26 protein-coding genes are annotated in these 26,103 nt (G+C 65.3%); 2 read left to right on the top strand and 24 right to left on the bottom strand.

The annotated features are described in order from the left end of the window. Nucleotides 1-17 precede the first annotated feature (17 nt). From NLR35_RS13030 to NLR35_RS13110, 17 genes are all read right to left on the bottom strand, one after another. Entirely contained in the window at nt 18-308 is a 291-nt protein-coding gene (locus tag NLR35_RS13030; RefSeq protein ID WP_257166934.1) for a HypC/HybG/HupF family hydrogenase formation chaperone, read from the bottom strand. A gap of 25 nt (nt 309-333) precedes the next feature. Next, entirely contained in the window at nt 334-918 is a 585-nt protein-coding gene (locus tag NLR35_RS13035) for a HyaD/HybD family hydrogenase maturation endopeptidase (protein WP_257166935.1), read from the bottom strand. 10 nt (nt 919-928) lie between these two features. Then, nucleotides 929-1,672, bottom strand: a complete 744-nt coding sequence (gene cybH / locus NLR35_RS13040) for a Ni/Fe-hydrogenase, b-type cytochrome subunit (protein ID WP_257166936.1) — start codon at nt 1,670-1,672, stop codon at nt 929-931. A 14-nt stretch (nt 1,673-1,686) separates the two neighbouring features. Further along, nucleotides 1,687-3,477, bottom strand: coding sequence for a nickel-dependent hydrogenase large subunit (locus NLR35_RS13045; RefSeq protein ID WP_257166937.1), 1,791 nt, complete (start codon nt 3,475-3,477; stop codon nt 1,687-1,689). 21 nt (nt 3,478-3,498) lie between these two features. Next, the gene (locus NLR35_RS13050; protein ID WP_257166938.1) at nt 3,499-4,590 is read right to left on the bottom strand and encodes a hydrogenase small subunit; all 1,092 of its coding nucleotides are present in this window, start codon (nt 4,588-4,590) and stop codon (nt 3,499-3,501) included. Between the two features lie 225 nt (nt 4,591-4,815). Next, on the bottom strand, nt 4,816-6,255 hold the full coding sequence (locus tag NLR35_RS13055; RefSeq protein WP_257166939.1) for a nickel-dependent hydrogenase large subunit: 1,440 nt from the start codon (nt 6,253-6,255) through the stop codon (nt 4,816-4,818). Then, a complete protein-coding gene (locus tag NLR35_RS13060) occupies nt 6,252-7,268 on the bottom strand; it encodes a HupU protein (protein ID WP_257166940.1) in 1,017 nt (338 codons plus the stop codon). Before NLR35_RS13060 ends, NLR35_RS13055 begins: the two co-directional genes overlap by 4 nt. A 31-nt stretch (nt 7,269-7,299) precedes the next feature. After that, complete coding sequence (locus NLR35_RS13065; RefSeq protein ID WP_257166941.1) at nt 7,300-8,400, bottom strand: HoxN/HupN/NixA family nickel/cobalt transporter; 1,101 nt, start codon at nt 8,398-8,400, stop codon at nt 7,300-7,302. Between the two features lie 189 nt (nt 8,401-8,589). Beyond that, a complete protein-coding gene (locus NLR35_RS13070) occupies nt 8,590-9,906 on the bottom strand; it encodes a trypsin-like serine protease (protein WP_306577485.1) in 1,317 nt (438 codons plus the stop codon). A 158-nt stretch (nt 9,907-10,064) separates the two neighbouring features. After that, the gene (phoB, locus tag NLR35_RS13075) at nt 10,065-10,772 is read right to left on the bottom strand and encodes a phosphate regulon transcriptional regulator PhoB (protein ID WP_257166943.1); all 708 of its coding nucleotides are present in this window, start codon (nt 10,770-10,772) and stop codon (nt 10,065-10,067) included. Between the two features lie 16 nt (nt 10,773-10,788). Further along, nucleotides 10,789-11,505 carry a phosphate signaling complex protein PhoU gene (gene phoU / locus NLR35_RS13080; protein ID WP_257166944.1) on the bottom strand — a complete coding sequence of 239 codons (717 nt, stop codon included), beginning with the start codon at nt 11,503-11,505 and terminating at the stop codon, nt 10,789-10,791. Nucleotides 11,506-11,536: 31 nt separating this feature from the next. After that, complete coding sequence (gene pstB, locus NLR35_RS13085) at nt 11,537-12,358, bottom strand: phosphate ABC transporter ATP-binding protein PstB (protein ID WP_257166945.1); 822 nt, start codon at nt 12,356-12,358, stop codon at nt 11,537-11,539. Continuing rightward, entirely contained in the window at nt 12,355-13,230 is an 876-nt protein-coding gene (pstA, locus tag NLR35_RS13090) for a phosphate ABC transporter permease PstA (protein WP_257166946.1), read from the bottom strand. The genes pstB and pstA overlap by 4 nt, the downstream gene beginning before the upstream one ends. Before the next feature lie 4 nt (nt 13,231-13,234). Next, a complete protein-coding gene (pstC, locus tag NLR35_RS13095) occupies nt 13,235-14,233 on the bottom strand; it encodes a phosphate ABC transporter permease subunit PstC (protein ID WP_257166947.1) in 999 nt (332 codons plus the stop codon). Nucleotides 14,234-14,329: 96 nt separating this feature from the next. Beyond that, nucleotides 14,330-15,340: a phosphate ABC transporter substrate-binding protein PstS gene (gene pstS / locus NLR35_RS13100; RefSeq protein WP_257166948.1), complete on the bottom strand. Its 1,011-nt coding sequence runs from the start codon at nt 15,338-15,340 to the stop codon at nt 14,330-14,332. A 489-nt stretch (nt 15,341-15,829) separates the two neighbouring features. After that, nucleotides 15,830-16,066, bottom strand: a complete 237-nt coding sequence (locus tag NLR35_RS13105) for a helix-turn-helix transcriptional regulator (protein WP_257166949.1) — start codon at nt 16,064-16,066, stop codon at nt 15,830-15,832. A 28-nt stretch (nt 16,067-16,094) separates the two neighbouring features. Beyond that, on the bottom strand, nt 16,095-16,688 hold the full coding sequence (locus NLR35_RS13110; RefSeq protein WP_257166950.1) for a DUF2975 domain-containing protein: 594 nt from the start codon (nt 16,686-16,688) through the stop codon (nt 16,095-16,097). Between the two features lie 189 nt (nt 16,689-16,877). Here NLR35_RS13110 and NLR35_RS13115 point away from each other — a divergent pair, with 189 nt between their 5' ends. Then, entirely contained in the window at nt 16,878-19,361 is a 2,484-nt protein-coding gene (locus tag NLR35_RS13115) for an LPS-assembly protein LptD (RefSeq protein WP_257166951.1), read from the top strand. Nucleotides 19,362-19,728: 367 nt separating this feature from the next. On the opposite strand, the gene NLR35_RS13120 is transcribed toward NLR35_RS13115, so the two are convergent. The 6 genes from NLR35_RS13120 to NLR35_RS13145 form a co-directional block, all read right to left on the bottom strand. Beyond that, the gene (locus NLR35_RS13120; protein ID WP_257166952.1) at nt 19,729-20,121 is read right to left on the bottom strand and encodes a hypothetical protein; all 393 of its coding nucleotides are present in this window, start codon (nt 20,119-20,121) and stop codon (nt 19,729-19,731) included. A 40-nt stretch (nt 20,122-20,161) separates the two neighbouring features. Continuing rightward, the gene (locus NLR35_RS13125) at nt 20,162-21,796 is read right to left on the bottom strand and encodes a GMC family oxidoreductase (protein ID WP_257166953.1); all 1,635 of its coding nucleotides are present in this window, start codon (nt 21,794-21,796) and stop codon (nt 20,162-20,164) included. Between the two features lie 63 nt (nt 21,797-21,859). Beyond that, complete coding sequence (locus NLR35_RS13130) at nt 21,860-22,453, bottom strand: GNAT family N-acetyltransferase (RefSeq protein ID WP_257166954.1); 594 nt, start codon at nt 22,451-22,453, stop codon at nt 21,860-21,862. A 185-nt stretch (nt 22,454-22,638) separates the two neighbouring features. After that, nucleotides 22,639-23,565 (bottom strand): SMP-30/gluconolactonase/LRE family protein, encoded by a 927-nt coding sequence (locus NLR35_RS13135; RefSeq protein ID WP_257166955.1) that lies wholly within the window; start codon nt 23,563-23,565, stop codon nt 22,639-22,641. Nucleotides 23,566-23,728: 163 nt separating this feature from the next. Further along, the gene (locus NLR35_RS13140) at nt 23,729-24,568 is read right to left on the bottom strand and encodes an AraC family transcriptional regulator (RefSeq protein ID WP_257166956.1); all 840 of its coding nucleotides are present in this window, start codon (nt 24,566-24,568) and stop codon (nt 23,729-23,731) included. Nucleotides 24,569-24,647: 79 nt separating this feature from the next. After that, nucleotides 24,648-25,007 (bottom strand): hypothetical protein, encoded by a 360-nt coding sequence (locus NLR35_RS13145; RefSeq protein WP_257166957.1) that lies wholly within the window; start codon nt 25,005-25,007, stop codon nt 24,648-24,650. 135 nt (nt 25,008-25,142) lie between these two features. Between NLR35_RS13145 and NLR35_RS13150 the strand changes: the two genes are divergently transcribed. Beyond that, the gene (locus tag NLR35_RS13150; protein WP_257166958.1) at nt 25,143-25,415 is read left to right on the top strand and encodes a hypothetical protein; all 273 of its coding nucleotides are present in this window, start codon (nt 25,143-25,145) and stop codon (nt 25,413-25,415) included. A gap of 23 nt (nt 25,416-25,438) precedes the next feature. On the opposite strand, the gene NLR35_RS13155 is transcribed toward NLR35_RS13150, so the two are convergent. Continuing rightward, complete coding sequence (locus tag NLR35_RS13155) at nt 25,439-25,987, bottom strand: HXXEE domain-containing protein (RefSeq protein ID WP_257166959.1); 549 nt, start codon at nt 25,985-25,987, stop codon at nt 25,439-25,441. Nucleotides 25,988-26,103 lie beyond the last annotated feature (116 nt).

The following is a 26,103-nucleotide window of genomic DNA, read 5'->3' on the forward strand; positions in this document are numbered from 1 at the left end:
AGAGGCTCGTGCGCCCTTCAGCGCAGATGCTCCGGCAGCTCCGGCTCGCGGCCGATCAGGTCGGCGAAGAAGTCGTCGCAATTCTCACCGCTCATTGCGGCCTGCAGCCCGCGCAGCGCGTCACCGATCAGCCGCGCCTCTTCGTCATCGAGCAGGCGCACCGCATTGTCGAGATAGACCAGGACCTTCGCGCCGACCGGCGGGTTCGACAGCAGCAGCACGGAGACGCGGCGCTCCTCGCCGTCAAATCTGCACAGCGCCGAGACGCCATCGGTCTCGACGATCGTCATCGGCAGGCCCAGGCACATGGCAAACTCCCTCGCGACACGCCGGCTATCCGGCCGGGTCCGCGCCCATCTCGTAGCTGTGATGATCGATGTCGTTGGCGAGCAGGCGCGCATCGCCGGCGAGCGGCTCGCTCCGCAACACGGCCGAGACGCCCCACTCGGCGAGCACGGCACAGGCCAGTTGGATCGCAGGTTCGATCTGGGCGCGGACCGGTCCCGTCAGCGGCCCGCCCCAATCCTCGAGATCCAGCGGCTGGCAGCCGATCAGCGCAAGCCGCTGCGGATAGCGGCCGAGGAGATCGGCTGCGCTCAGCACCTCCTGGAAGCCGGTCTGGTGCAGGCTCATCTTTTTGGCGCCGGTGAAACGCGGCACCTCCTCGTCCCGGACGAGCTTGAGCTCGCCGGGCGCGAGGCCATAGTCGATGGCGTCGAACACGATCAGCCCGTCGGCCTCCTCGACGTAGTTCACGAGATAGAGCCCCTGCGTGCCGCCATCGAGGATCGTGACGTTGTCCGGCACGGCGTAGCGGCGGTGGAATTCCTCCACCACGCGCACGCCAAACCCCTCATCGGCCCACAGGATGTTGCCGATGCCGAGCACCAGAATGCGGTCGAGCTTCGCTTCAGCCATCACGCGGCTCCTACTCGCGGAACTGCCGCTCGCCTGAGATCATCGACGAGATGATGCTCTGACGGGACATGATGTCCTCGCGGATCGCGGCATAGACGTGCACCGTCACGAACATCACCAGCGCCCACATGCCGAGATGATGATAGGTGTGGACGTCCTGGCTGTTCGGCCAGATCGAGAACACCCAGCCGAACAATTTGTACTGCCAGCTGTCGATACCCTCGCCTTCAGAATACAGCGCGAAGCCGGTGACGATCATGAAGGCGACGAACACCGTGAAGCCGGTGAACATCGCCGTCTGCGCCAGCGGGTTGTGTCCGACATACATCTTCGGCTCACGCTCCAGGAACGCATACCAGCGGATCTCGTGCAGCACTTCCTTCCAGAACTGCTTGCGATGCACGGGGATGTAGAAGATCTGCCGCGAGTGATGGTTACCGACGAAGGCCCAGAGGATGCGGGCGAGGAAGAACACCGCCAGCACCTGCCCGGCCGCGAAATGCGTGAACCGGATATAGCCCATCGCGAAGCTGCCCGAGGCCTCGCCCTCCACGGTCGGCAGCGGCGTCCCGATCAGATAGCCGGTGACCATCAGCACGAGGATTGCGAACGCGTTGACCCAGTGGCAGATGCGCACCGGGGCTTCGTAGACATAGACCGTGGGCCGGCCGATCGCGCGCTCACCGGCGGCGTCGGCCGCGATGGCGGCGAGGTTGGACTCGGTCTCCGGCGGACGTGCAACGGCATCCATCATGGTGCTTCTCCGCCCTACCTGACCTTGACCGTCGCCATTTCCTGGCCGTCCGGGCTCATGACGTGCGTCGAGCACGCCAGGCACGGATCGAACGAATGGATCGTCCGCAGGATCTCCAGCGGCTTCTCCGGATCCGCCATCGGCGTATCCATCAGCGACGCCTCGAAGGCGCCGATGTTGCCCTTGGGATCCCTGGGCGAGCCGTTCCAGGTGGTCGGCACCACGCACTGGTAGTTGTCGATCTTGGTGTCCTTGATCTTGATCCAGTGCGCGAGCGCACCGCGCGGCGCCTCGGTGAAGCCGTAGCCCTTGGCCTCCTTCGGCCAGCTCTCCGGCTTCCACTTCTCGACATTGGCTGTGGAGGAATCGCCAGACTTGATGCGCGCCACCAGCTTGTCCTGGAAGTAGCGCATCTGCGTCGCCGCCCAGTCGCATTCGAGCGCGCGGGCCGCGGTGCGGCCGAGCGTCGAGAACAATGCCGTCACCGGCAGATTCAGCGTCTTCAGGAGCTTGTCCGTCGGCTCCTTGAACTCCGGCTTGTTCTGCGCGTAGCCGATGATGTAGCGCGCCAGCGGCCCGACCTCGACCGCATTGCCGCGCCAGCGCGGCGCCTTGATCCAGGAGTATTTGCCGCCCTCGTCGAGCTCCTTGATGTCGGTCTTGGTGCCCTTGGCATTCGGGCCGAGCTGGTAGTTCGGCTCGGTCACGCCGTCCCAGGGGTGCAGACCCTTGCTCTCATCGGGGTATTTGTACCAGGAATGCGTCACGAACTCCTGGATCTGCTCGGGATCGCCATGATCGATCGGCAGCACCTCGTTGAGATTGCCGTTGAGGATCACGCCGCGCGGCAGCTTGAGGTTCTTGGCCGAATAGTCGTTGGCGTTCTCCGGGATGTCGCCATAGGACATCACGCTCTTGCCGGAGAGGCCGCCGCCATAGAGCCAGTCCTTGTAGAACGAGCCGATGGCGACGACGTCGGGCAGATAGACCTTCTGCACGAACTCGATCGAGCGGTCGATGATCGAGGAGACGAGGTTGAGCCGCTCCATGTTGATGGCGCCGACCGCGCCCGTGCCGTCGACATTGACCGCACAGGGCACGCCGCCGACCAGCCAGTTCGGATGCGGGTTCTTGCCGCCATAGATGGTGTGGATCTTGACGATCTCCTTCTGGAAATCGAGCGCTTCCAGATAATGCGCGACCGCCATGAGGTTCGCCTCCGGCGGCAGCTTGTAGGCGGCATGGCCCCAATAGGCGTTCTTGAACGGGCCGAGTTGGCCTGACTCGACGAACTTGGTCAGCCGGATCTGCAGGTCCTTGAAATAGCCCGGCGACGACAGTGGCCAGTCCGAGATCGACTGCGCCAGCGCCGAGGTCGCCTTCGGATCGGCCTTCAGAGCCGAGACGACGTCGACCCAGTCGAGCGCATGCAAATGATAGAAGTGCACGAGATGATCGTGCACCTGCAGGCAGAGCTGCATGATGTTGCGGATCGAGTTGGCATTGTCGGGGATCATGATCCCCAGCGCGTTCTCGACCGCGCGAACCGAGGTCAGCGCATGCGTGCCGGTGCAGACGCCGCAGATCCGCTCGGTGAAGGCCCAGGCGTCGCGCGGATCGCGGTTGCGCAGGATAGTCTCGATGCCGCGCCACATCGTGCCGGTCGAGACGGCGTTGCGGATGACGTTGTTGGAGTCGACGTTCACCTCGACGCGCAGATGTCCCTCGATGCGCGTGAGCGGATCGACGACGACGCGCTTGCCGGAATTGTCGAGATTGAAGCCGTTGGGAGTCTGGATGCCCATCGTTGCCTGCCCTGAACTGAATTAATGATCTTGCCTGGTGTCGTCGCGGTTGGTCGCAAGCCGCTTCACGGCCGTGACCGCCGCATGCGCCGCGACCGCCGCGCCGACCGTGCCGGCCGCGACCATGCCGACCTCGTCGGCGTTGCGCTCGATGCCGAACTGTTTGATCGTGGTGAGCCGGTCGTAGAACGAGCCCTTGTCCCAGAATCCGTCCTCGGAGCAGCCGATGCAGCCGTGGCCGGACTGGATCGGGAACGACACGCCGCCATTCCAGCGCACGGTCGAACAGGCGTTGTAGGTGGTCGGGCCCTTGCAGCCCATCTTGTAGAGGCAATAGCCCTTGCGCGCGGCCTCGTCGTCCCATTCCTCGACGAACTGGCCGGCATCGAAATGCGGTCGGCGATAGCATTTGTCGTGGATGCGCTGCGAGTAGAACATCTTCGGCCGGCCCTGGCGATCGAGTTCGGGCAGCTTGCCGAAGGTGGTGATGAAGGTGACGACACCGGTCATCACTTCCGCGATCGGCGGGCAGCCCGGCACCTTGATGATCGGCTTGTTGGTGATCACCTTGTCGATCGGGGTCGCCTGCGTCGGATTGGGCTTGGCCGCCTGCACGCAGCCCCAGGACGCGCACGCGCCCCAGGCGATGATCGCCATCGCGTCCTCGGCCATCACCTTCAGCTTCTCGACGAACGGCTTGCCGCCGTCGATGCAGAACATGCCGCCTTCGTTGAGCGGCGGGTTGCCCTCGACGGCGAGGATGTATTGACCCTTGTACTTGGCGCGGGTCTCTTCGAGGATCTCCTCGGCCTGCTGGCCGGCCGCCGCCATGATCGTGTCGTCGTAATCGAGCGAGATCATCGACAGTACGACGTCCTTCACGAGCGGATGCGCCGAGCGGATGAAGCTCTCCGAGCAGCAGGTGCATTCCAGCCCGTGCATCCAGATCACCGGCGTACGCGGCTTTGTCTCCAGTGCATTGGCAATGCGCGTCGCGGCGAGCGGGCCAAGCCCGAGGCTCGTCGCGGTCAGGCTGCAGAACTTATGGAAGCTGCGCCGCGTGATGCCCTGGCGCCGGATCACGCTGTAAAAAGTTTCTGTCGTCGCGCCCATCAAGTCCTCCCCCTGCTATCGCGTTGGCGATCATCCGATCGCGATCTGGCGAGAGGGACAGCAAGATGCGGGCCAGCATCATTGCTGAATTTGAATCATAATGATTCCAGATGCTTGGAGTTGGGGTGCGAGCTCGAATACCACGTCAGAGCGGATTATCCGGCGACAAACGGAAATCACGCGCTTTGCACCCGACAAGCTAGTTTCCGCTCCCTTGGAGCCCGCTCAATGCGCGGTGCAGACCATGCAGGGATCGAACGATCGCACGACATGTTGGATGCCGACGGCGCGCGCGCCGGCGTCGCCGACATCCGTTCCGACCAGCGCCTGCTCCAGCGGACCCGGGACACCCTCGGTGTCGCGTGGCGAGAAGTTCCAGCTGGTCGGCGCGATGATCTGATAGCGCGCGATGCGGCCGGAGCGCACCGCAAGCCAGTGGCCGAGACTGCCGCGCGCGGCCTCGACGAAGCCGACATAGTTGCCGTCCATCGCATCGCCACTGGCTTCGCAGAACGGCTCGTTGAGACGCAGCGCCTTGATCCAGTTTTCGATCGATAGCGCGAGCTGGGCCGTTTCGATGAGGCGGGCGATCACGCGGTTGCGGACATTGCTGCCGCTCTCGGACAGCAATGCCGTAATCAGCGTCTGGTCATCAACGGCCTGCCGCGCCAGTGCGCCGACCTCGACCGGCTCTCCCGCAAGCCGCGGCGCCTTGCACCAGCTATAGGCATCAGGCTTGTCGGCGTCGGGCTCGGTGCGGCTCTCGGCCGGGTCGAGCGAGGTGTCGCGCATCCAGGCGTGCGACACGTCCTCGGTGATCCGATCCGATGGCAGGGCCTGGATCGTCCCATCCCTCGTGCGCAGCCCGGCGCGGAAGCGCGCGCCGTGGATGTCGTGGTACGCGCCAAAGCTCATCAACAGGCCCGGTCCCGGCCCGAGACGCGCCAGCGCGAGCGCATCCGCCAAGCGCAGGAAGTGTGCGAAGTCGCCACCCCGCCCTTCCCGCCACATGTCGAGCTCCTCCGGAGTCGACAAGGCGAGCACGTTCTCGAGCTTGTCGGCAAACACCACGCGCTCGAGAAAGCCGCGCAACGAAGCCGCGATCGCGTTCAGCCGGACGCGCTCGCCGAGCTCGATCGCCCGCGTCGTGCCGCCCGGCTGGAACGCGAGGCTGTGCGGCCATTTCCCGGCGATCACGCCCATGATCTCCAACAGCCGCGCCCGCGCCGGCAATGCCTCGCGCGCCGCTGATCCCTTGGTCGCGGTGAACCGCTCGGCCGCAGCGCCATGCCACGCGTGAGACGCGTAGGCGTCGCGGGCGAAGTCGGGCATGAAGAAGATGTAGAAGTGGGTGAGATGGTCGGCGGCATTCTCAGCGGCGTGCGCGATGTTGCTCGCGAGGACGCCGTTGGCCGCGGGCGTCACGCCCATCGCCTGACGCAGCGCGGCTGCGGCGGCGATCGACTGCGACACCGAGCAGATGCCGCAGATGCGCGGGGCGATCACGAGCGCGTCGAGCGGCGGACGGCCTTCGAGGATCTGCTCGAAGCCGCGATAGAGCGGCGCCGTGACTTCGGCGCGCGCAACGCGGCCGCTCTCGATATCGAGCCGGACCTCGAGGTCGCCCTCGACGCGGTTGAACGGGCCGACCGTGATCCGTGTCATGAGCTGCGCTTGTCGCCCGACCGGCTCGGCGGCACCACGACGTGATCGGAGGTCGCGTTGACGCGCACGCGGCGCGGTGTTGCCGATTTCGACAGCGCGGCCAGCGCGACGAACCAGGCCTTGGGCATGTCGGTCGGAAGTCCCACGGGAATGCCGGCAAGCTTCGCCGTCTGCAGATAGTTCTGCGCATTCTCGAAGCCCGGCGAGGTGCAGGCGATGCAAGCATAGCCGCCCTTGGTGCAGGAGCCGCCGCCGTTCCACGAACGCTGATTGCAGTCGCCGACGGCTTGCGTCGCGCGGCAGCCGAGATGCTCCATCAGACAGCCGCGCTCCGACATGGTTTCCGCGCTGGCCTTGAACTCGTAGAACTCGTTGCGAGAACAGCCGTGATGGGCGAGGTGGTTGGCGATGAAGGTCGGGCGCCCCACGGCGTCGAGCCCCTCGGTCGTCAGGTCGCCTGATGTGAGCGCCAACAGGCTTTCCATGACCCAGCCGGGATGCGGCGCGCACCCCGCGACATTGATCACCGGCAGTCCGCGCTTCGAGCGGAAGCCCGCCCCAAGCGCGCCGCCGCCATCGCTGCCCTCGAACTGCAACCCGACAGCGTCAGTCGGATTGATGCCGGCCGCAGGGATGCCGCCATACGCCGCGCAGCTGCCGACGGCGACGACGTAGTCGGCGAGCGGGGCGAGATCGAGCAGCCAGTGATAGATCGAGCGGTTGGTGCCGGCGAGCATGTTGAAGCGGCCGCTCAGATGCGGTCCGCGCGCCACCGAGCCTTCGAGCACCAGGAGATCGAGCCGCTCGCGGCCGTCGCGGATGGCATCCAGAAGCTCGACGACTTCCTCGCCGGTCTCCTCGCTGACGGAGGGATGCCAGATCAGGTCGATGCCGGACTGGCGCAGCTCGTCGAACCAGCCGGAGGCACCGCTTTCCAGGATCGACATGGTGCAGCCGCCGCAGCTCGCGCCCTGCAGCCACAGCATCCTGGTCATGTCCTCACCGCCGGCCATCCTGGGTCGATCCGTCCCCGTGCGTTCCGTCCTATTTCGCCGTTGGGTTTAGCGCCGCGGCGTGAACGCTGGCAAGCTCCCCGCCCGAGGTGTCCGCGGAACGACTGGAGCGGCGGCCGAGCAGCACGGCGCCCAACCAGATCAGGCCGAACAGCCCGATGGCCACGATGCCGAGATTGCCGAGGGCGTCCCCGAGGGCAGCCACGACATCGGCCCAGCCTCCGGTGAGGCCAAGCCGCGGCGCCAGCAGCGCAACCACCTCGACGCCGCCGATCACCAGCGCGATCGCGACCGACGCGCCGGTGATGACGAGATTGTAGCGCCGCTTGCGCGCGGGATCGGTCAGCGCCCAGCGGTAGGCGCCGACCATCAGCATGCTGTCGGCCGTATCGACCGTCGCCATCGCCGCGGCGAACAGCGCGGGGAAGACCAGCACATGCGCGAGACTCGCTCCGCGCGCCGCCTCGGTGGCCGACAGGCTGAGCAGCCCGATTTCGCTCGCGGTATCGAAGCCCAGGCCGAACAGGAAGCCGAGCGGGTACATGTGCCAGGCGCGCGAGACGACGCGGAGCACCGGTCGCAACAGCCTGATGAGCAAACCGCGCCCCGTCTCGCCGGCCGCATCGCTGCCGTGCAAATGAGACGGGCGGCGCCAGAGGTTCACGAACAGGAACAAGTTGGCGACGGCGATCAGCAGCAGGAAGCCGGCGGAGACCGAGGTGCCGATGGTCCCGCCGATCGCGCGGATCGTGCTGTCTTCACTCAACAGGTCGGCGCCGGCCACGAGGCTCACGACGATGGTGGCGATCACGACGACGCTGGAATGGCCGAGCGCGAAGTAGAGTCCCGCGGCGCGCGGCCGGTCTCCATCCTGCACCAGCTTGCGGACCACGTTGTCGATCGCGGCGATATGGTCCGCATCGACGGCGTGGCGGAGCCCGAGCAGCCAGGCCAGCAGCGCGGTGCCGACGATGGAGGGCCGGTCGGCATAGAGCGCGAACGCCCAGGCCCAGGCGAGCGCGTTGGCGAGCACGAGGCCGGCCACGAGCGCTGCGCTGCGCGCGCGCTCAGTGCGGAGCCGGGCCGCGAACGCGGCGGCAGGGCGAGGATGATCAATTGGCAAAATCGTCATACTCGGACAGGAGAGCAAGACCCGCGCCAAAAGGCAAGGCTCGCGCGCCAGCGCCCAAATCCCATATAAATCAATCGTCGCGGCCCCTTGGACCGGGATCGACCTCCTGCCCTTGGCAAGGCGCTATCCGGTCAAGCTCAAACATTGACCAGACGACGACCAACTCTCTTCCTTCCTGCCCCCTCCCCCTTACCGCGCCGAGGCGCTCTGCGCGGCGATCTCGCGGCGCACGGTCGCATCGAACTGGCTCGCGGGCGCGGCAAACATCAGGCGGGTCTCCTCGTGGAACGCCGAGAAGATGCCGACCACGACCGGCTCGCCATTGAGCTCGGCCAGGATCGGCGAGCCCGAATAGCCGAAATTGGCGAGGCAATGCACGGTCAGAAGACGACCGTCCTTGGTCATGCCGGCGCTGCAATTGCGCTGGCCGGTCGGCGAATAGCGCCTCTCCTGGCCATAGCCGATCTCCGAGATGGCGCCCGCCCTGGTCGCAGCCGCGAGGTCATCGCGGCTCACGGGCCTCACCGCCACCGGCTTCGACGGCAGCGCGTCCTTCAGAATGATCAACGCCCAATCGGCCGGCGAGCGGTCGATCGACCATTGGTCGTGCTGGGTCGGGATGAAGTCCGGCGCGACGATCAGCTTGTCGGCCACCGACGAGGCGGCAGGGGTGCCCTTGTTCAGGCCTGCCAGAAAATGGACATTACCCGGGCTCACCTGAGCCAGGCCGTTGAAGACACAATGCGCCGCCGTCAGCACCACGCGCGGCGCCACCAGCGTGCCGGTGCACGAGCCTCCCGAGCTGAATTGCGCCTGCGTCACGACACCGATCGACGACGCCGGCCAGGAGGTGGGATCGACGACATCGCCGAAGTCCCGGTCGAGCCCGAGCAGCTGCTCGGCGCGCGGATTGGCAATGCCGGCATCGGCCGACTCAGGCCTCGCCCGCCACGCTGCGATCGTCTCCTCCGCCTGTCGCCGCTGCGCCTCGGTGAGCCTTACTCGCTGAATCTCGCGGCCGGCCGACCTGACGCCGTTGCGTCCGGCCATCACCAGCCAAGCATACCCCTGGATGACGTCGCGGGTCATGACCTGGCCATCGAGCATCATCAGGCCGAGCATGTATTGCGACTGGGCAAAGCCCTGTGCGGCGGCACGGTTGAACCAGCGCGCGGCTTCGCCGTGATCGCGGGCGGCGCCTTCACCGTTGAAATAGGCGATCCCCAGATAGTGCTGGGCGACAGCGAGTCCCTGATCCGCAGCCTTGCGGTACCAGACCAGCGCCTCCGCCTGGTTGCGCGCGACGCCCACGCCGAAGGCTTGCATGAAGCCGAGATCGAATTGCGCCCGCGCATCACCCTTGGCGGCGAGCGGCTGCAGCCGGCGCAACGCCACGGCCGCCTGTCCATTCCCTGCTGCGGCGACGGCGTCCTCGAGCTCGGCGGCCGAGGCGCCCCCGAAACTGCCGAGCAGCACGGCGAGACTGATGAGGATGGTCTTGATCAAGGGCGTCCGCTGAAACCGAAACATCGGCCGCTCAGCAGGCACGATCAAGACGGCGGCGGCGTGGCGGAAAGCGGACCGCAACGTCCTTAATCCGGCCCGCTCGTGCATCACCCTCGCTTCACTCTCAAGCCTGATCGTTCCTCACGCCTGCTCGCCCGTTACGCCTGCTCAGATTTGGCGAAGCGATCGTCCAGCGCGTAGCCGGCGCCGCGCACGGTGCGGATCGGATCCTGCTCGCGACCGGGATTGAGCAGCTTGCGGAGACGGCCGATGTGCACGTCCACCGTGCGCTCATCGATATAGATGTCGCGGCCCCAGACGCTGTCGAGCAGCTGCTCACGGCTGAAGACGCGGCCGGGATGCTCCAGGAAGAATTCGAGCAGGCGGTATTCGGTCGGGCCGAGATCGATCGGCCGCCCCGATCGTGCGACGCGACGCTTCTCGCGGTCGAGCTCGATATCGCCATAGGACAACACGGTTGCCAGCCGTTCCGGGCTCGCCCGCCGCAGCAGGCCCTTCACGCGGGCCAGCAGCTCCGGCACCGAGAACGGCTTGACGATGTAGTCGTCCGCACCCGTCGCGAGACCTCGGACGCGCTCACTCTCCTCGCCGCGCGCCGTCAGCATGATGATCGGCAGCTGCCGGGTCTCGGTCCGTGCCCGCAGGCGGCGGCACAGTTCGATGCCGGACAGCCCCGGCAGCATCCAGTCGAGCACGACGAGATCCGGCACGCGCTCCTTGAGCCGCGTATCGGCCTCGTCGCCGCGCGCCACGGTCTCGACCTCGTAGCCTTCGGCTTCGAGGTTGTAGCGCAGCAGCGTCGTCAGCGCCTCCTCGTCCTCAACCACCAGAATTCGCGCGCCCATGTCTGAATCGTCTTTCTCAGTTGCCGGGGATCGTGGTCGCGAAGCTCGTCATGTCGCCCTTCGGGCGCTTGTCCATGATCTGCTGGCCCTCGATCATATAGAACACCGTCTCGGCGATGTTGGTGGCGTGGTCGCCGATCCGCTCGATGTTCTTGGCGCAGAACATCAGATGGATGCAGAACGAGATGTTGCGCGGATCCTCCATCATATAGGTCAGGAGCTCGCGGAACAGCGACGTGCAGATCGCGTCGACCTCCTCGTCGCCCTTCCACACCGTCATCGCCGCCGGCAGGTCGTGCGCGGCATAGGCGTCCAGCACGGTCTTGACCTGCGACTGCACCAGGTCGGTCATGTGCTCCAGCCCGCGGATCAGCTTCAACGGATGGAAGTCGCTCTCCAGCGCGGCGACGCGCTTGCCGATGTTCTTGGCGAGGTCGCCGATGCGCTCCAGATCGGTCGCGACGCGCATCGCGCCGACGATCTCGCGCAGGTCGACGGCCATCGGCTGGCGACGCGCGATCGTCAGCACCGCGCGCTCCTCGATGATGCGCTGCAGCTTGTCGACCTCGGCGTCGCCGGCGACCACCTTCTGGCCGAGCGCCACGTCGCGCCGCACCAGCGCATCGACGGACTCGACGATCAGCCGCTCGGCGAGGCCGCCCATCTCCGACACCAGGCGGGTGAGGTCCTGCAGATCGCTGTCGAACGCCTTGGCGGTATGTTCACTGGCCATGATGATCTCCTGAAGGCATTTGCTGTCGGCGTCAGCCGAACCGGCCGGTGATGTAATCCTGGGTCCGCCGATCGCTCGGCGAGGTGAAGATCTTGCTGGTATCGTCGAACTCGATCAGCTCGCCGAGATACATGAAGGCGGTCTTGTCGGAGACGCGCGCCGCCTGCTGCATGTTATGGGTGACGATCGCGATCGTATAGCTCTCGGCAAGCTCCTGGATCAGCTCCTCGACCTTGGCGGTCGAGATCGGGTCAAGCGCCGAGCACGGCTCGTCGAACAGGATGACCTCGGGACGGACCGCCACGGTGCGGGCGATGCACAGGCGCTGCTGCTGGCCGCCGGACAGCGACAGGCCGGAGGCGTTGAGCTTGTCCTTGACCTCGTTCCACAGCGCGCCGCCGCGCAGCGCCTTCTCGACGCGATCGTCCATCTCGGACTTCGAGATCTTTTCATAGAGGCGGATGCCGAAGGCGATGTTCTCGTAGATCGTCATCGGGAACGGCGTCGGCTTCTGGAACACCATGCCGACCCGGGCGCGCAGCAAATTGAGATCGAGCTTGGGGTCGAGAATGTTGGTGTTGTCCAGCATCAGCTGGCCGGTGGCGCGCTGGCCCGGATAGAGATCATACATCCGGTTGAAGATGCGCAGCAGCGTGGACTTGCCGCAGCCGGACGGACCGATGAAGGCCGTGACGCGGTTGGTACCCAGCGACAGATTGATGTTCTTCAGCGCGTGGTGATCGCCATAATAGAAGTTCAGGTTGCGGGCGGTCACCTTGGCCGGCGCGTCCGGCAGCGCCTTCGGAGGAAGCGCGGCCGTCGGGCTGCTCACGGATACAGACATGTCGGTCATTTCGAGCTCCTCTCGGCGCCAAGGATGCGCGCGCCGATGTTCAGGGCCAGCACGGTCAAGGTGATAAGCAGGGCGCCGCTCCAGGCCAGCTGTTTCCAGTAGGCATAGGGGCTCTGGACGAAGTTGTTGATGGTCACCGGCAGGTTGGCCATCGTCTTGTTGAGGCTCAGGCTCCAGAACTGGTTCGACAGCGCGGTGAACAGCAGCGGCGCGGTCTCGCCGGCGACGCGGGCGGTCGCCAGCAGCACGCCGGTGATGAGGCCGGAGCGTGCGGCACGGTAGGCGATCCGCCGGATCACCAGCGAACGCGGCAGGCCGAGCGCGGACGCCGCCTCACGCAAGGGATTGGGGACCAGCAGCAGCATGTCCTCGGTGGTGCGCAGCACGACCGGGATCACGATGACCGCCAGGGCCAGCGAGCCGGCCAGGGCCGAGAAGCCGCCCATCGGCACGACCACGGCGCCGTAGATGAACAGGCCGATGATGATCGAGGGCGCCGACAGCAGGATGTCGTTGATGAAGCGGATCACCGAAGTCAGCCGGTCGTTGCGACCATATTCGGCGAGATAGGTGCCGGCGAACAGTCCGAGCGGGGCGCCGATACCGACGCCGATGATGGTCATGATGACCGAGCCGACGATGGCGTTGCGCAGACCACCGTCGCTGGAGCCCGGCGGCGGGGTATCGGCGGTGAAGACCTGCAGGCTGAGGCCGGCCAGGCCGTTATAGAACAGCGTGAACAGGATCAGCGCCAGCCAGGTGACGCCGAACGCTGCGGCTGCGAAGCAGAGCACGCGAACCACGATGTCGGTGCGACGACGGCGCGTGTAGATCGGATTGACGGGCGTGGGCTGAACGTCGACGGCAGTCATGAGCTTATTTCCCCGCCTTGGTCTCGAGCCGCATCAGCATCAAGCGGGCTGCGGCGAGCACGAAGAAGGTCAGAACGAACAGCAGGAGGCCGAGCAGGATCAGGCTCGACTGGTGCAGACCGTCGCTCTCCTGGAATTCGGAGGCGATCGCGGCGGAGATCGTCGTGCCCGGCGCGAAGATCGAGGACGAAATCCGGAACGAGTTGCCGATGATGAAGGTCACCGCCATGGTCTCGCCGAGCGCGCGACCCAGCGCTAGCATGACGCCGCCGATGACGCCGACCCTTGTGTAGGGAATGACGACGCTGCGGACGACTTCCCAGGTCGTGCAGCCGACGCCGTAGGCGGCCTCTTTCAACACCGGCGGGACCGTCTTGAAGACGTCGACCGAGATTGCCGTGATGAAGGGCAGCACCATGATCGCCAGGATCAGCGAGGCATTGAACAGGCTGAGATAGGATGGGGGACCTGCGAAGATGTCCTGCAGCACCGGGATGTTGGCGCAGATGCTGATCATGAACGGCTGGAACGTGTAGGCCAGGAACGGGCCCAGCACGAAGAAGCCCCACATGCCGTAGATGATCGAGGGAATGCCGGCGAGCAGCTCGATGGCGATGCCGATCGGGCGGCGCAGCCATTGCGGGCACAGCTCGGTGAGGAAGATCGCGACGCCGAGACCGACCGGAATGGCGATCAGCATGGCGATGAAGGACGTCACCAGCGTGCCGTAGATCGGCCCGAGCGCGCCGAGGACCGGCGGATCGGCGGAGGGCGCCCAGCGCTTGGTTAGCAGGAAGTCGAAGCCGTAGGTCTTCATCGCCGGCCAGGCGCCGATGATCAGCGAGATGATGATGCCGCCGAGGATCAGCAGCACGGAAATGGCCGACAGGCGGGTGATCCAGTAGAACGTCACATCGCCGAGCTTGAAGGCGCTGAGCGCCCGCGCCCGGTCATAGGGCCCGGCAGCAGCCGCGATATCGCTGACTTCGGTCTGAACCGCCATCTCTGCCAATTCTGCCCCCTGTTTTTTTGACACGCCTGACCCCGGTAGCGTCCCCTCCCCCGGCACCCGGGAGAGGGGAATGTCGTTCGTCGACGATCAGCTCTTGATATCGGCCGACCAGGTCTTCTCGATCAGCTTCACGACGCTGTCGGGCATCGGGATGTAGTCGAGCTCCTCGGCCATCTTGCCGCCCTTCTCGAACGACCACTTGAAGAACTTGATGGCCTCGGCGGACGCCGCCTTGTCGGTCGGCTCCTTGTGCATCAGGATGAAGGTCGCCGCCGTCATCGGCCAGGACTTGTCGCCCGGCTGGTTGGCGAGGATCACGTAGTAGCCGGCAGCCTTGGCCCAATCGGCGTTGGCGGCCGCAGCCTGGAAGGCCTCGACGGTCGGCTGCACGGTCTTGCCGGCCTTGTTCACCATGCCGGTGTAGGTCAGCTTGTTCTGCTTGGCGTAGGCGTACTCGACATAGCCGATCGAGTTCTTGGTCTGGCTGATGTTGCCCGACACGCCCTCATTGCCCTTGGCGCCGACGCCGACCGGCCATTCGACGGCGGTGTTGAAGCCGATCTTGCTCTTCCAGTCGGCGCTCGCCTCGGAGAGATAATAAGTGAAGTTGAAGGTGGTGCCCGAACCGTCGGAGCGGCGGACGACGGCGATCGCGTCGGACGGCAGCTTGACGCTGGGGTTCAGCTTCTTGATCGCGGCGTCATCCCACTTGGTGATCTTGCCGAGATAGATGTTGGCGAGCGTCTCGCCGTCCAGCACCATTTCGCCCGGCTTCACGCCCTCGAGGTTGACGACCGGCACGATGCCGCCCATCACCATCGGCCACTGCACCAGGCCATCCTTCTCGAGCTGCTCGGCCTTGAGCGGCGCGTCGGTGGCGCCGAAGGTCACGGTCTTGGCCTGGATCTGCTTGATGCCGCCGCCGGAACCGATCGACTGGTAGTTCAGACCGTTGCCGGTTTCCTTCTTGTAGGCGTCGGCCCACTTCGAATAGATCGGGAACGGGAACGTCGCGCCCGCGCCGGTGATGTCGGCAGCAAATGCCGACGTCGATGCGGCGACCAAGCCGGCAGCGACGAGTGCTTTGACAAAATTCATAGCTGGTCTCCATGCCTGGGGAAGCGAAGCGCCATATGCACCCGATTGCGCTTCCCGGGCCGCTTTAAGGGGCCTCGGTGTGGCTTTTATAAAGGTTCGATGACAGCTGGATGACAGTCGCAACCAGTTGATATTTATTGATATTCCGATTTCATCCCGAATTTTTACGGACCAGATGACACCGTGCGGCGGGCCGCGTCCCCCGCGCCTTTGCGAGCGTCGCTCAATGACGGACGAGGACTCCTCGACCCGGCCGCCCACCTCTCAACCGGTGTCGTCCCGGCCTCGAGCCGGGACCCATAGCCACCGTCTGATGTAGCCAGGTGAGATCGGTCCACCAGCGCGCCTCAAACATCGCCCTGGGGTTATGGGTCCCGGCTCGAGGCCGGGACGACAGCGGAGGTCTTGGTCGGCGCCTTCCATGGCAGTGATCGGGATGACAGCGGAGAGCTTGGCTCACACTTCGACCACGTCGCTGTCAGCTTGACGTCACCCGGCGAGCCGCTGCGGCTCCTCGGCGCCGTCGGGCCTGTATTCGAGGATGTCGCCCGGCTGGCAGCGCAGCACCTCGCAGATCTTCTCCAGCGTGTCGAAGCGCACGCCGCGCACCTTGCCGGATTTCAGCAGCGAGACGTTCTGCTCGGTGATGCCGATGCGCTCGGCGAGCTCCTTCGAGCGCATCTTGCGCCGGGCCAGCATGACATCGAGATTGACGATGATCGGCATGAGTCAAACAATCTTTTCAAACATGTCATCAAACGATCTGGGCGTGGTCATCGGCGAGTTCGGCCGCGGCCTTGAAGATCAGCGCGAGCGCCGTGACGAACAGCGAGAACAGAAGGCGCAGCAGATCGCCGGGCAGGACGGTCTGGAACGCCAGCAAGGTCGAGAGCGGCAGCTGAACATGGCTGGTCAATATGAACAGCCCGACTTTTCGCACCACGATGTCGGCCGCAACCGCCGCCAGTCCGCTCACCCCGACGCGCCGCATCCAGATTGCCGCATCCGCCGTGAATATCCGTCCGTCGAGGTAGGTTCCGAACAGACGCCAGATGCAATAGCCGACCGCGAGGTCGGGAATCCAGACCACCAGAGTGAGAGCCAGAAACCATTCGACCTGCGCCGCCGAGAGGCCGGACATGTCGGTCTTCAGCGCGTAGCCGAGCGGGCCGACCAGGCCGTCGGGATCAATCGGAAGCCAACGCCATAGGAAGGACACGGGGACCCACACGCTCCAGGCCGCCGCGGCAAGCTGGATCGACCGGCATAACCATTTGATCCGGCCGTGCAGCGTGGCCTGCGCAGCGGGGATTTCGTCGAGGGCGGCTCCCGCCGACATCGCGCTCATCGTGGGCTCCCGGTCACAGCGTCCCGCAGAATATCTCTAATCATAGCCGGCTGCTTTACATTATTATTGTAAAACGATAACTCTATCACGTCAATCAAGGAGACGCAGATGGCCGGCGCGCCACAAAAGCCATCGCGTCAGCGCAAGCTGTGGTCTCCCCGCGTCTCCAGCGATGTTCTGCGTGCGTCCATGTCGAAGCGTCCCATCGCCAAGCCCGTCCGGGTGACCGGCCTCTCCCCTGCGCGGGCTGCGGCCGCGAGAGAGCCGCGCGGATGGACCTCCGCGATGCGGCATTCCGCGCTCGTCCTGTGTCTCGCGCTGGCTGCCGGCGCCCTGGTGCCGGCGACCGCCGCGGCTCAGGGCTTCACCTACAACGTGCGTCCGCCGAAGGCGCCGGCGCCGCGCGTCGCCAACGACAACCAGATGCTGGTTCAGGCGACCACCGTCGAGTACGACACCAACAATTCGCGCGTCTCGGCGGTCGGCAATGTGCAGCTGTTCTACAACGGCTCCTCGGTCGAGGCCGACCGGGTGATCTACGACCAGAAGACCAAGCGGCTGCATGCGGAAGGCAACATCCGCATGACCGACGCCGACGGCAAGATCACCTATGCCAACAGCCTCGATCTGGCGGACGACTATCGCGACGGCTTCGTCGATTCGCTGCGCGTCGAGACCGAGGACCAGACGCGGATGGCGGCGACGCGCGCCGACCGCACCAAGGGCAACACCACGGTGTTCGAGAACGGCGTCTACACCGCCTGCGCGCCGTGCCGGGACAATCCGAAGAAGCCGCCGCTATGGCAGGTCAAGGGTGCGCGCATCATCCACGACCAGACCGAGAAGATGCTGTATTTCGAGAATGCGCAGCTCGAATTCTTCGGCATGCCCATCGCCTACATGCCGTATTTCTCGACGCCCGACCCGACGGTGAAGCGCAAGAGCGGCTTCCTCATGCCGGGCTTCTCCCAGGCGACCAGCTATGGCATCGGCGTCGACATGCCGTATTACTGGGCGATCGAGGGCAGCTACGACGCGACGTTCACGCCACGCATCACCTCCAAGCAGGGCGTGCTGCTGCAGACCGAATTCCGCCAGCGCCTCGACACCGGCGCCTATCAGGTGCGCCTCTACGGCATCGATCAGCTCGACCGCAACGCCTTCGCCGGCCAGCCGGGCGACCGCACGCTGCGCGGCGGCATCGACACCAAGGGCCAGTTCGCGCTGTCGGACAAATGGGTGTTCGGCTGGGACGGGATCCTGCTGTCGGACTACATGTTCCTGTCGGACTATCGGCTGGCGCAGTATCGCGATCCGTTCAATGCCTTCATGACCTTGCCGACGGAAGCGATCTCGCAGCTGTATTTGACCGGCGTCGGCAGCCGCAGCTTCTTCGACATCCGGGCGATGCACTATCTGAGCCTCTCCGGCAACCAGCAGACCGTGCCGATCGTCTATCCCGTGCTCGATTATTCCAACGTGCTGAACTCTCCCGTGCTCGGCGGCGAGTTCAGCTATAAGACGAACTTCGTCAATCTGAGCCGCGAACAGGCGGTGTTCGATCCCATTACCACCAATGCCAGCAATAGTGGCCTGTGTACGACGGCGTCGGCAGATCCCGCAGCGCGCCTGCCGACACAGTGCCTGCTGCGTGCGACGCCCGGCACCTATACGCGCCTCTCTGCGCAGGCACAGTGGCGGCGCTCGTTCACCGATCCCTACGGCCAGATCTGGACGCCGTTCGCGATCCTGCGCGCCGACGCGATCAACGCCAATGTCACGGCGCAACCCGGCGTCGGCAACTTCCTGCCGACCGGCGACACCCAGGCGCTGCGGGTGACGCCGACGATCGGACTGGAATATCGCTACCCGTTCATCAACGTGCAGTCGTGGGGCACCACCACGATCGAGCCGATCGCGCAGGTTCTGGTGCGGCCGAACGAGACCTCCGCCGGCCGGCTGCCGAACGAGGATGCGCAGAGCCTGGTGTTCGACACCAGCAATCTGTTCAGCGTCGACAAGTTCTCCGGCTATGATCGCGCCGAGGGCGGCGGCCGCGCCAATGTCGGCGCGCAGGCGACCACGCAGTTCGACCGCGGCGGCACCGTCAATCTGCTGTTCGGGCAGTCCTATCATCTGTTCGGGCTGAATTCCTACACGGTGCAGGACCCGAACAACACGAGCCTCGGCTCCGGTCTCGACAAGACCGCGTCGGATTACGTGACGCGCGTCGACTATTCGCCGAACCGGACCTACACGTTCAGCATGCGCAGCCGGCTCGACCAGCAGAACATCAACGTCCAGCGCTTCGAGGCCGAGGCCAAGGCGAATTTCGACCGCTGGTCGGTCGCGATGACCTACGGCAATTATGCTGCGCAGCCGACGCTCGGCGCTCTCGACCGGCGCGAGGGCCTGCTCGGCAGCGGCTCGGTCAAGGTCGCACAGAACTGGGTGGTGTCCGGCGCCGCGCGCTGGGACCTCGTCGCCAACAAGATGAACCAATATGTCGTCGGGGCCGGCTATGTCGACGACTGCTTCACCTTGGCCGCGAGCTACGTCACCTCGACGACCTACGCCGTCGCCGGCGTGGCGCCACAGACCAACCAGACGATGATGCTGACGCTCGGTCTGCGCACCATCGGAAACCTCTCGCTGCCGGTGCCGGTGAATTAGTTACGCGCGGGAGGTGCACTCCCCTCCCCCTTGCGGGGAGGGGTCGGGGGGGGTCCGCGAGTCCCGCTGCATGTGATGAGAGCGGATCTCGACTGCAGGTGGGGCAGTCGCGCGAGTGGGACGACCTCACCTCGTCATTGCAAGCGAAGCGAAGCAATCCAGGGCTGTTTGCTTGGCCCTGGATTGCTTCGTCGCTCCGCTCCTCGCAATGACGGGTCATATGGACTGAGAACGCGGCCGGAGGCAGGACGTGTAGTTAGCTCAGTTGACGCCCCGGTGAATCCTGCGCTGTTCAGCGCTCGGAGCCCCCCCGCCCCTCCTCGCAAAGGGGAGGGGAGCGCACCGCCGTTGCGGCTCGCACTCAGCGTTATCGAGCCGACAGATCAGGTCGAGCTGGCGGTGCGGAGCCCAGGCGCCAGAACGTCCACGACACAATGAGCGCGAACAACGCCCAAGCGGTCATTCCATAGGCCTCGCGCTCGGTGTCTATCCCGTACTCGCCGATCAGGACCAGCGGCAGAAGATAGGCGAGAAACACCGCCGAGAAGGACCAAAGGCCGGTCCGGGTCAAAATCAGATAGAGGACTCCACCGTAGAAGAACTGGACGACGACAGCCGTTACGACAGCGACCAGCGTGAGGCGAGGCAGCGAGCCTCCGATGTGCCCATCGTCCAGCCAGGACCAGACCATCATGAAGATGATGAAGGCCGCTGAGACTGCGGCACTGGAGGCCAGCCAGGCAGTGATGAATCTCTTCATCGTCGTCGACGCTTCTATGCCCAACCGACGCAGCGCCCTCTTAGGCCGACAACCTCTCTCCCGCGTCGCCCTTACCCAAAATCAAATCTGCGGCCTTGTCGCCGATCATCAACGTCGCGGCATTCAGATTCGCGGAGATCATGCGCGGCATGATCGAGGCGTCGGCGACGCGCAGGCCTTGCAGGCCGTGGACGCGGAGCTGGTCGTCGACGGTGGCCCAGGTGGAGTCGGACGGGCCCATGCGGCAGGAGCAGCCGGGATGGAACGTCGTGGTGGCGCGCTGGATGGCGGCGGCGAGGAATTCGTCGTCGCTGTTCACCTTCGGGCCTGGGAAATCCTCGTAGGCGTAGTACGGAGCGAGCGGCGCCGAGGCCAAGAGTCGGCGGGCCAGCTTCATGCCGGCGACGATGACGCGGCGATCGAGCTCGGCGGTGAGGTAGTTGGTCTGGATGATCGGCTGGGCGAACGGATCGGCGGAGCGGATGCGGACGTAACCGCGGCTCTCCGGGCGCTGCTGCCAGGAGGCGACCGTCATGCCGGGCTCGTCCTCGAGCTGGCCCTGCACGCCCTCTTTGTAGCTCGCAGGCGTGAAGGTGAGCTGCAGATCGGAGCTTTCGGCGGTCTCGCCGGAATGCCAGAAGCAGTAGACCATGGTCGGCGACAGCGACAGGATGCCCTTGCGCGTCACCGCCCATTTCAGCGCCTCGCCCCACAGATTGAGACCGCGCGCGAGCTCGTTGATGGTCTTGATGTTCTTGACGCGCGCCACCGTGCGCGGCGCGTAGTGATCCTGCAGGCCCTCGCCGACGCTGCGCAGCGCGTGACGCACCTCGATGCCGTGCTCCTGCAGCAGCTCGGGTGCGCCGATGCCGGAGAGCTGCAACAGCTGCGGCGAGTTGTAGGCGCCGCCGGACAGGATCACCTCCTTGCGCGCGCGCACCTCGACCGGCACGCCGCCGCGCCCACCGCGGCTGTAGCGCACACCGACGGCGCGCTTGCCTTCCAGCATGATGCCCGTCGCATGCGCGTTGGTGCGGATCTCGACGTTCGGCCGCTTGCTGGCGGGCTTCAGGAACGCGGTCGCCGACGAGACGCGGCGGCCGTTCTGGATGGTGCGCTGGACGTAGGAGACGCCTTCCTGGATGGCGCCGTTGTAGTCCGGATTGCGCGGAATGCCGAGCGACACGGCGCCGTCCATGAAGGCCTCGCACAGCGTGTCCTTCCACTCCATGGTGGTGACATCAAGGCTGCCGTCGCGGCCGCGATACTGCTCGTCGCCGGCACCGATGCGCCTCTCCATGCGCCGGAAGTGCGGCAGCACGTCGGAATAGCTCCAGCCGCGATTGCCCATCTGCGCCCAGGTGTCGAAGTCCTGGCTCTGGCCGCGATTGTAGACGTGGCCGTTGATCGAGGAGGAGCCGCCGAGCGTCTTGCCGCGCGGCGCATAGATGCTGCGGCCGTTGGTATAGGGCCCCGGCTCCTGCTGGTAGCCCCAATTGATGCTCTTCATGTAGAAGGTCTTGATGAAGCCGGCCGGCAGATGGATGTAGGGATGCCAGTCGCGCGGGCCCGCCTCCAGCACGCAGACCGTCACCGACGGATCCTCGCTGAGGCGGTTGGCGATCACGCAGCCGGCCGAGCCGGCGCCCACGATCACATAGTCGAACGTATCCATCTCGTCTGTCGTCCCGGTCTCGTCATGCCCGCCGCGTCACGCGGCAAGGCGGCCATAGCGCGATCAGCGCGCCTTGTCATGCAGTTGATAGTCGAGATGCGCCCGCACCGTCGGCCATTCCGCGGCGGTGATGCTGTACACGACGGTATCCCGCAGCGTGCCGCTCGGCGCGATCTGGTGGCTGCGCAGGATGCCGTCCTGCTTGGCGCCGAGCCGCTCGATGGCGCGGCGGCTCTGGTGGTTGAAGAAATGCGTGCGGAACTCGACCGCGATGCAGTCCATCGCCTCGAAGGCCTGCGCCAACAGCAGCCGCTTGCACTGCGTGTTGAGCGCGCTGCGCTGCACCCGCTTCGCGTACCAGGTCGAGCCGATCTCGACGCGGCGGTTGGCGGCATCGACGTTCATGTAGGTGGTCATGCCGGCGACCTTGCCGTCGGCATCGAGCACCGTGAACGGCAGCATGCTTCCCGCGGCGAACAGGCCGAGCCGGCGCTCGATCTCCTTGGCCATGGTCTCGGGTTTCGGAACTGCGGTGTACCAGAGAGTCCACAATTCACCGTCGCTGACGGCTTCGACCAGGGCGTCGTGGTGGTCGGGCGACAGCGGCACGAGGCTGGCGTGCGTGCCGCGCAGGGTCACCGGTTCAAGAAAGGGCATCAGACACTCCTTCCCCTCATCCAAGGGAGCAGCGCGCAAGCGCTGCGTCTCGAACCATGAGGCCATGACGGGGCCTCATGGTTCGAGACGCGCCTGCGGCGCTCCTCACCATGAGGAGCAAATTCGAGGGCATTTCAGCGAGCTGGTTATCACTGGCATGCCCTGATGACGATGCCCAACCGCACTTACTTGTTCAGAAAATTCAGCGGCAGCCCCGGCCGCGGCCAGTCCATCGCCACCAGCTCGCCCCTGCCGGACAGCGTGATATAGGCGGTCTTCAGCTCGGGGCCGCCGAAGGCGATGTTGGTGGTGACGCGGTCGCCGGTCGGGACCTGCTCGACCAGGGTGCCATCCGGCGCGATCACGCTGATGCAGCCGGAGACGAGCGTCGCGACGCAGACATTGCCGTTGGCTTCGACGGCGAGCGAATCGAACATCTGGTAGCCGCCGAGGCCGCAGATCGGCCGGCCGCGCTCGCCGCGATAGATCACGTCGCGCGGCTTCACCGTGCCCGGCTCCGGCACGTCGTAGGCCCACAGCCGCGCGGTCGGCGTCTCCGCGATGTAGACGGTCTTTTCGTCCGGCGACAGGCCGATGCCGTTGGCCGGCAGGATGCCATGCACGGCCTCGACGATCTCGCCCATGCCGGGCTTCAGATAATAGAACGCGCCGACATCCATGTCGCGGGCGCGGCGCTTGCCGAGATCGGAGAACCAGAGACCACCATGGCGGTCGAACACGAGATCGTTCGGCCCGCGCAGCTCGTGCTCGCCGTAGCGGCTGACCACGGTCTCGACCGCGCCGCTCTGCAGATCGACGCGCTGGATCGAGCCGCCCTGATAATCCTCCGGCTGCGGGCCCGGCATGATCATGTTGCCGGTCGGAATCCAGGAGAAGCCGCCATTGTTGCAGATGTACATTTTACCGTCGGGCCCGAGGGCTGCGCCATTCGGCCCGCCCGGGATCTGCGCCACGATCTCCTTGCGGCCATCGGGATGAACCCGCGTCAGGCGCCGGCCGCGAATCTCGACCAGCACCACCGAGCCGTCGGGCATCACCACGGGCCCTTCCGGGAATTCGAGATCGCTGGCGAGCACGCGCATGTTGGACATCGGACGGACCTCCCGCTTGTCACGCCGCGATGCGGCGCCTTGTTGTTATCAGGGAGTTATCGCAAAGCCACCGCGGCTTGCCAAGCAAGCGGCGGTCCGCACGACGCAGAGCAGCCCTGCTACGGCCGGCGCTTGCAGCGTGTCGACGCAAGCCGGCGCGGCTTCAGCGGATCACCGGCAGCCAGATTTCCAGGCCGCCATCGCCGGTCAGCGGATCGAAACGCTGGTCGTAGCGCTCGAAGTTCGGCGCATCGGCAATCTGATAGCCCGACTGCGGCAGCCAGCGATTCCAGATCGTATGCACGGTGCGGCGAATCGACGAGATGTGGCCGGCATGGGTGAACACGGCGAACGTCGCCGCAGGAACCCGCACGCGGCTGAAGGTCCGCGGCAGGTCGGAAAAATCGGCCACCTCGACGCCGGCGATATAGTCGAAATTCCCGGCATCATCGCCGTTGCAGCAGACGCCGTAAGCCACGGTCCCGCGGCGCGCCGGAACCTCGTGCGTGATCGCGTTGAAGCGGCGCCACAACATCGGGATCCCGGCGCCGTTGTCGACGCTCATGCGCTCGCCGAGGCCGGCGACGAGCAGCGGGTGTGCGGTGACGAAACGCGGGACGGGACAATCATCGAGCGGGGTCTGGTCCATCAGGACAGGCTCCTGCAATGCGAGGCCATCGAGGCACGCATGCGCGCGGACCATCTCCGGCGTGACGCCGAACTGATCGCGGAACGCGCGGGTGAAGGCTTCGTGGGAGCCGTAGTCCGCCTCCAGCGCGAGGCTGAGAATGTCGGGCGCACCGCTGGCCAGCGCACGCGCCGCCTCGCTGAGACGGCGCAGCCGGACATAACGCATCACCGACACGCCGGTTGCGGCTGCGAAGGCACGCACGATGTGGAAGCGCGACACGCCGGCCACACGGGCGATGTCATCGAGCGACAACGGCGCCGACAGATGACTCTCGATATACCAGAGCGCCTTCTGAGCCGGGTTGGTGGACACGCCTGTCCTCCTGACGGAGCCGCCCATCATGCGGGGCGGCAGCTTCAGCCGCTTGATCGTTCTTGCGCTGCGAGCCGACCTATTTACCACTCGGCTTGGCCGGCGCGGCGTCCTTCGCGGCCGGCGCATCGGCCCTCTTCTTCAGTTCGTCGGCGAACTTCGCCTGCGACGCCTTGAGCTCGTCGATGACGCCCTGCTGAGCAATCAGCGCAGCCCTCAAAGCCTGAATCTGACGATTCGCTGCGTCGAGCTTCTGCTGCTGATCAAGCGACTGCTTGCTGATCGTCTTCTGCAGAAAATCGATGTTGCTCTGCAGACATGATGTCCGGCGATCCATGGCCTTTTCCGCCGTGCAGATCTCGAGACCAGGAATATCCTGAGCATGCGCGACAGATGACAGTCCTATTGCGACCACGCTCGCGACTGCGACAATTCGCATCACAATTTTCTCATCGGCTTGCCAAACACATGATTTTGCAGGGAACTGAAGGTGTTTTCTGATTGATACCATACTGAGACCTCATTCGCGCATTGATGTTCCGGGCTGGGGCCCGTTTTTAGGGAGATGGACAGAATGGCTACGCGCGAAAAACGGCTGGCGCAATTCGACGGCAGCGGTGAGCCGCCGCCCGGACAGACGGTCGAGGTGCTGTGCGAAGATCACAGCGGCACCTATCAGCTGCCGTTCCCCTGCTTCTACGTCGATGGCAAATGGCACAACAAGGAATCCGGCGGCGCGCTCGAAGCTACCGTGATCGGCTGGCGCTTCCCGCGCTCGCGTTATGAGGAGCGCAGTGGACGCCGCCCGCAGCCCAGCTTCGTTGCCGATCGCGCTTCGTCTTATTGATCCCACCGGGCCCTGAGTTCTGCTCAGGGCCGGTCTTGCCGAAAATATGGTTTCGAACGCAAATTGAGCATCACGACGGGATAGGCCATCAGCAAGGCGCCGACGAGAACAGCCGCAACAGCCGTCCCGCCGTCGAGCGCCCCGTCACTCCAAGCCCGCCACCACATCGCGATCGCCACCGGAAAAAACAGAATCACGGCTGTGGCGAGCCCGGGCGAGAATCGGCCGCCGCTCCGCAAAAACGGCAGCACGTGAAAGAACACCGCGTTGATGATCATCAGCGCGGCATAGGCGAGCGGTGCAAGCGGCCACGTCGCGGCCAGCTCCGCCTGGACCGCGCCGAGCACGACGACCAGCGCGTTGGTCACATAGAAATCGCTCCACTCGACCGGCAGCTTCATCACCGCGCGCGCCCAGTTGCGCCAATCAAATGTATATTCCTCGAGAATGTGCGCGCCATAGGCGGCCAGGGCCAGCCAGGCCAGTGTGGTCAATGTCATGATCGATCTCCCATGCGCGCGGTGTAACGGCACGGGATGAATCGGCAAAGAGGCTCCGGAGACGGCTCGCACACGGGATCGCTTGCCGCGATCGAATCCGGCAGTGTGTCATAATGTGACGGTGCGCGGCTGCCGCCTTAATCTCTGGAACGCGCCCTGAACGAATCGCGTCCGAATCGGACGCGATG

This window comes from Bradyrhizobium sp. SRS-191 (assembly GCF_024586915.1).
In the GTDB taxonomy this organism is placed as follows: domain Bacteria; phylum Pseudomonadota; class Alphaproteobacteria; order Rhizobiales; family Xanthobacteraceae; genus Bradyrhizobium.

Bases quoted from the DNA above. Each gene is read 5' to 3' on its own strand.
- NLR35_RS13130 (WP_257166954.1), bottom strand. From the start codon at position 22,453: ATGCCCTTTCTTGAACCGGTGACCCTGCGCGGCACGCACGCCAGCCTC.
- NLR35_RS13105 (WP_257166949.1), bottom strand. From the start codon at position 16,066: ATGCCGATCATCGTCAATCTCGATGTCATGCTGGCCCGGCGCAAGATG.
- NLR35_RS13050 (WP_257166938.1), bottom strand. From the start codon at position 4,590: ATGGGCGCGACGACAGAAACTTTTTACAGCGTGATCCGGCGCCAGGGC.
- NLR35_RS13055 (WP_257166939.1), bottom strand. From the start codon at position 6,255: ATGACACGGATCACGGTCGGCCCGTTCAACCGCGTCGAGGGCGACCTC.
- phoB (WP_257166943.1), bottom strand. From the start codon at position 10,772: ATGGGCGCGCGAATTCTGGTGGTTGAGGACGAGGAGGCGCTGACGACG.
- NLR35_RS13030 (WP_257166934.1), bottom strand. From the start codon at position 308: ATGTGCCTGGGCCTGCCGATGACGATCGTCGAGACCGATGGCGTCTCG.
- NLR35_RS13120 (WP_257166952.1), bottom strand. From the start codon at position 20,121: ATGAAGAGATTCATCACTGCCTGGCTGGCCTCCAGTGCCGCAGTCTCA.
- pstA (WP_257166946.1), bottom strand. From the start codon at position 13,230: ATGACTGCCGTCGACGTTCAGCCCACGCCCGTCAATCCGATCTACACG.
- pstC (WP_257166947.1), bottom strand. From the start codon at position 14,233: ATGGCGGTTCAGACCGAAGTCAGCGATATCGCGGCTGCTGCCGGGCCC.
- NLR35_RS13145 (WP_257166957.1), bottom strand. From the start codon at position 25,007: ATGCGAATTGTCGCAGTCGCGAGCGTGGTCGCAATAGGACTGTCATCT.
- pstB (WP_257166945.1), bottom strand. From the start codon at position 12,358: ATGACCGACATGTCTGTATCCGTGAGCAGCCCGACGGCCGCGCTTCCT.
- NLR35_RS13135 (WP_257166955.1), bottom strand. From the start codon at position 23,565: ATGTCCAACATGCGCGTGCTCGCCAGCGATCTCGAATTCCCGGAAGGG.
- NLR35_RS13035 (WP_257166935.1), bottom strand. From the start codon at position 918: ATGGCTGAAGCGAAGCTCGACCGCATTCTGGTGCTCGGCATCGGCAAC.
- NLR35_RS13125 (WP_257166953.1), bottom strand. From the start codon at position 21,796: ATGGATACGTTCGACTATGTGATCGTGGGCGCCGGCTCGGCCGGCTGC.
- NLR35_RS13045 (WP_257166937.1), bottom strand. From the start codon at position 3,477: ATGGGCATCCAGACTCCCAACGGCTTCAATCTCGACAATTCCGGCAAG.
- cybH (WP_257166936.1), bottom strand. From the start codon at position 1,672: ATGATGGATGCCGTTGCACGTCCGCCGGAGACCGAGTCCAACCTCGCC.
- phoU (WP_257166944.1), bottom strand. From the start codon at position 11,505: ATGGCCAGTGAACATACCGCCAAGGCGTTCGACAGCGATCTGCAGGAC.
- NLR35_RS13110 (WP_257166950.1), bottom strand. From the start codon at position 16,688: ATGAGCGCGATGTCGGCGGGAGCCGCCCTCGACGAAATCCCCGCTGCG.
- NLR35_RS13150 (WP_257166958.1), top strand. From the start codon at position 25,143: ATGGCTACGCGCGAAAAACGGCTGGCGCAATTCGACGGCAGCGGTGAG.
- NLR35_RS13115 (WP_257166951.1), top strand. From the start codon at position 16,878: ATGTCGAAGCGTCCCATCGCCAAGCCCGTCCGGGTGACCGGCCTCTCC.
- NLR35_RS13065 (WP_257166941.1), bottom strand. From the start codon at position 8,400: ATGACGATTTTGCCAATTGATCATCCTCGCCCTGCCGCCGCGTTCGCG.
- NLR35_RS13060 (WP_257166940.1), bottom strand. From the start codon at position 7,268: ATGGCCGGCGGTGAGGACATGACCAGGATGCTGTGGCTGCAGGGCGCG.
- pstS (WP_257166948.1), bottom strand. From the start codon at position 15,340: ATGAATTTTGTCAAAGCACTCGTCGCTGCCGGCTTGGTCGCCGCATCG.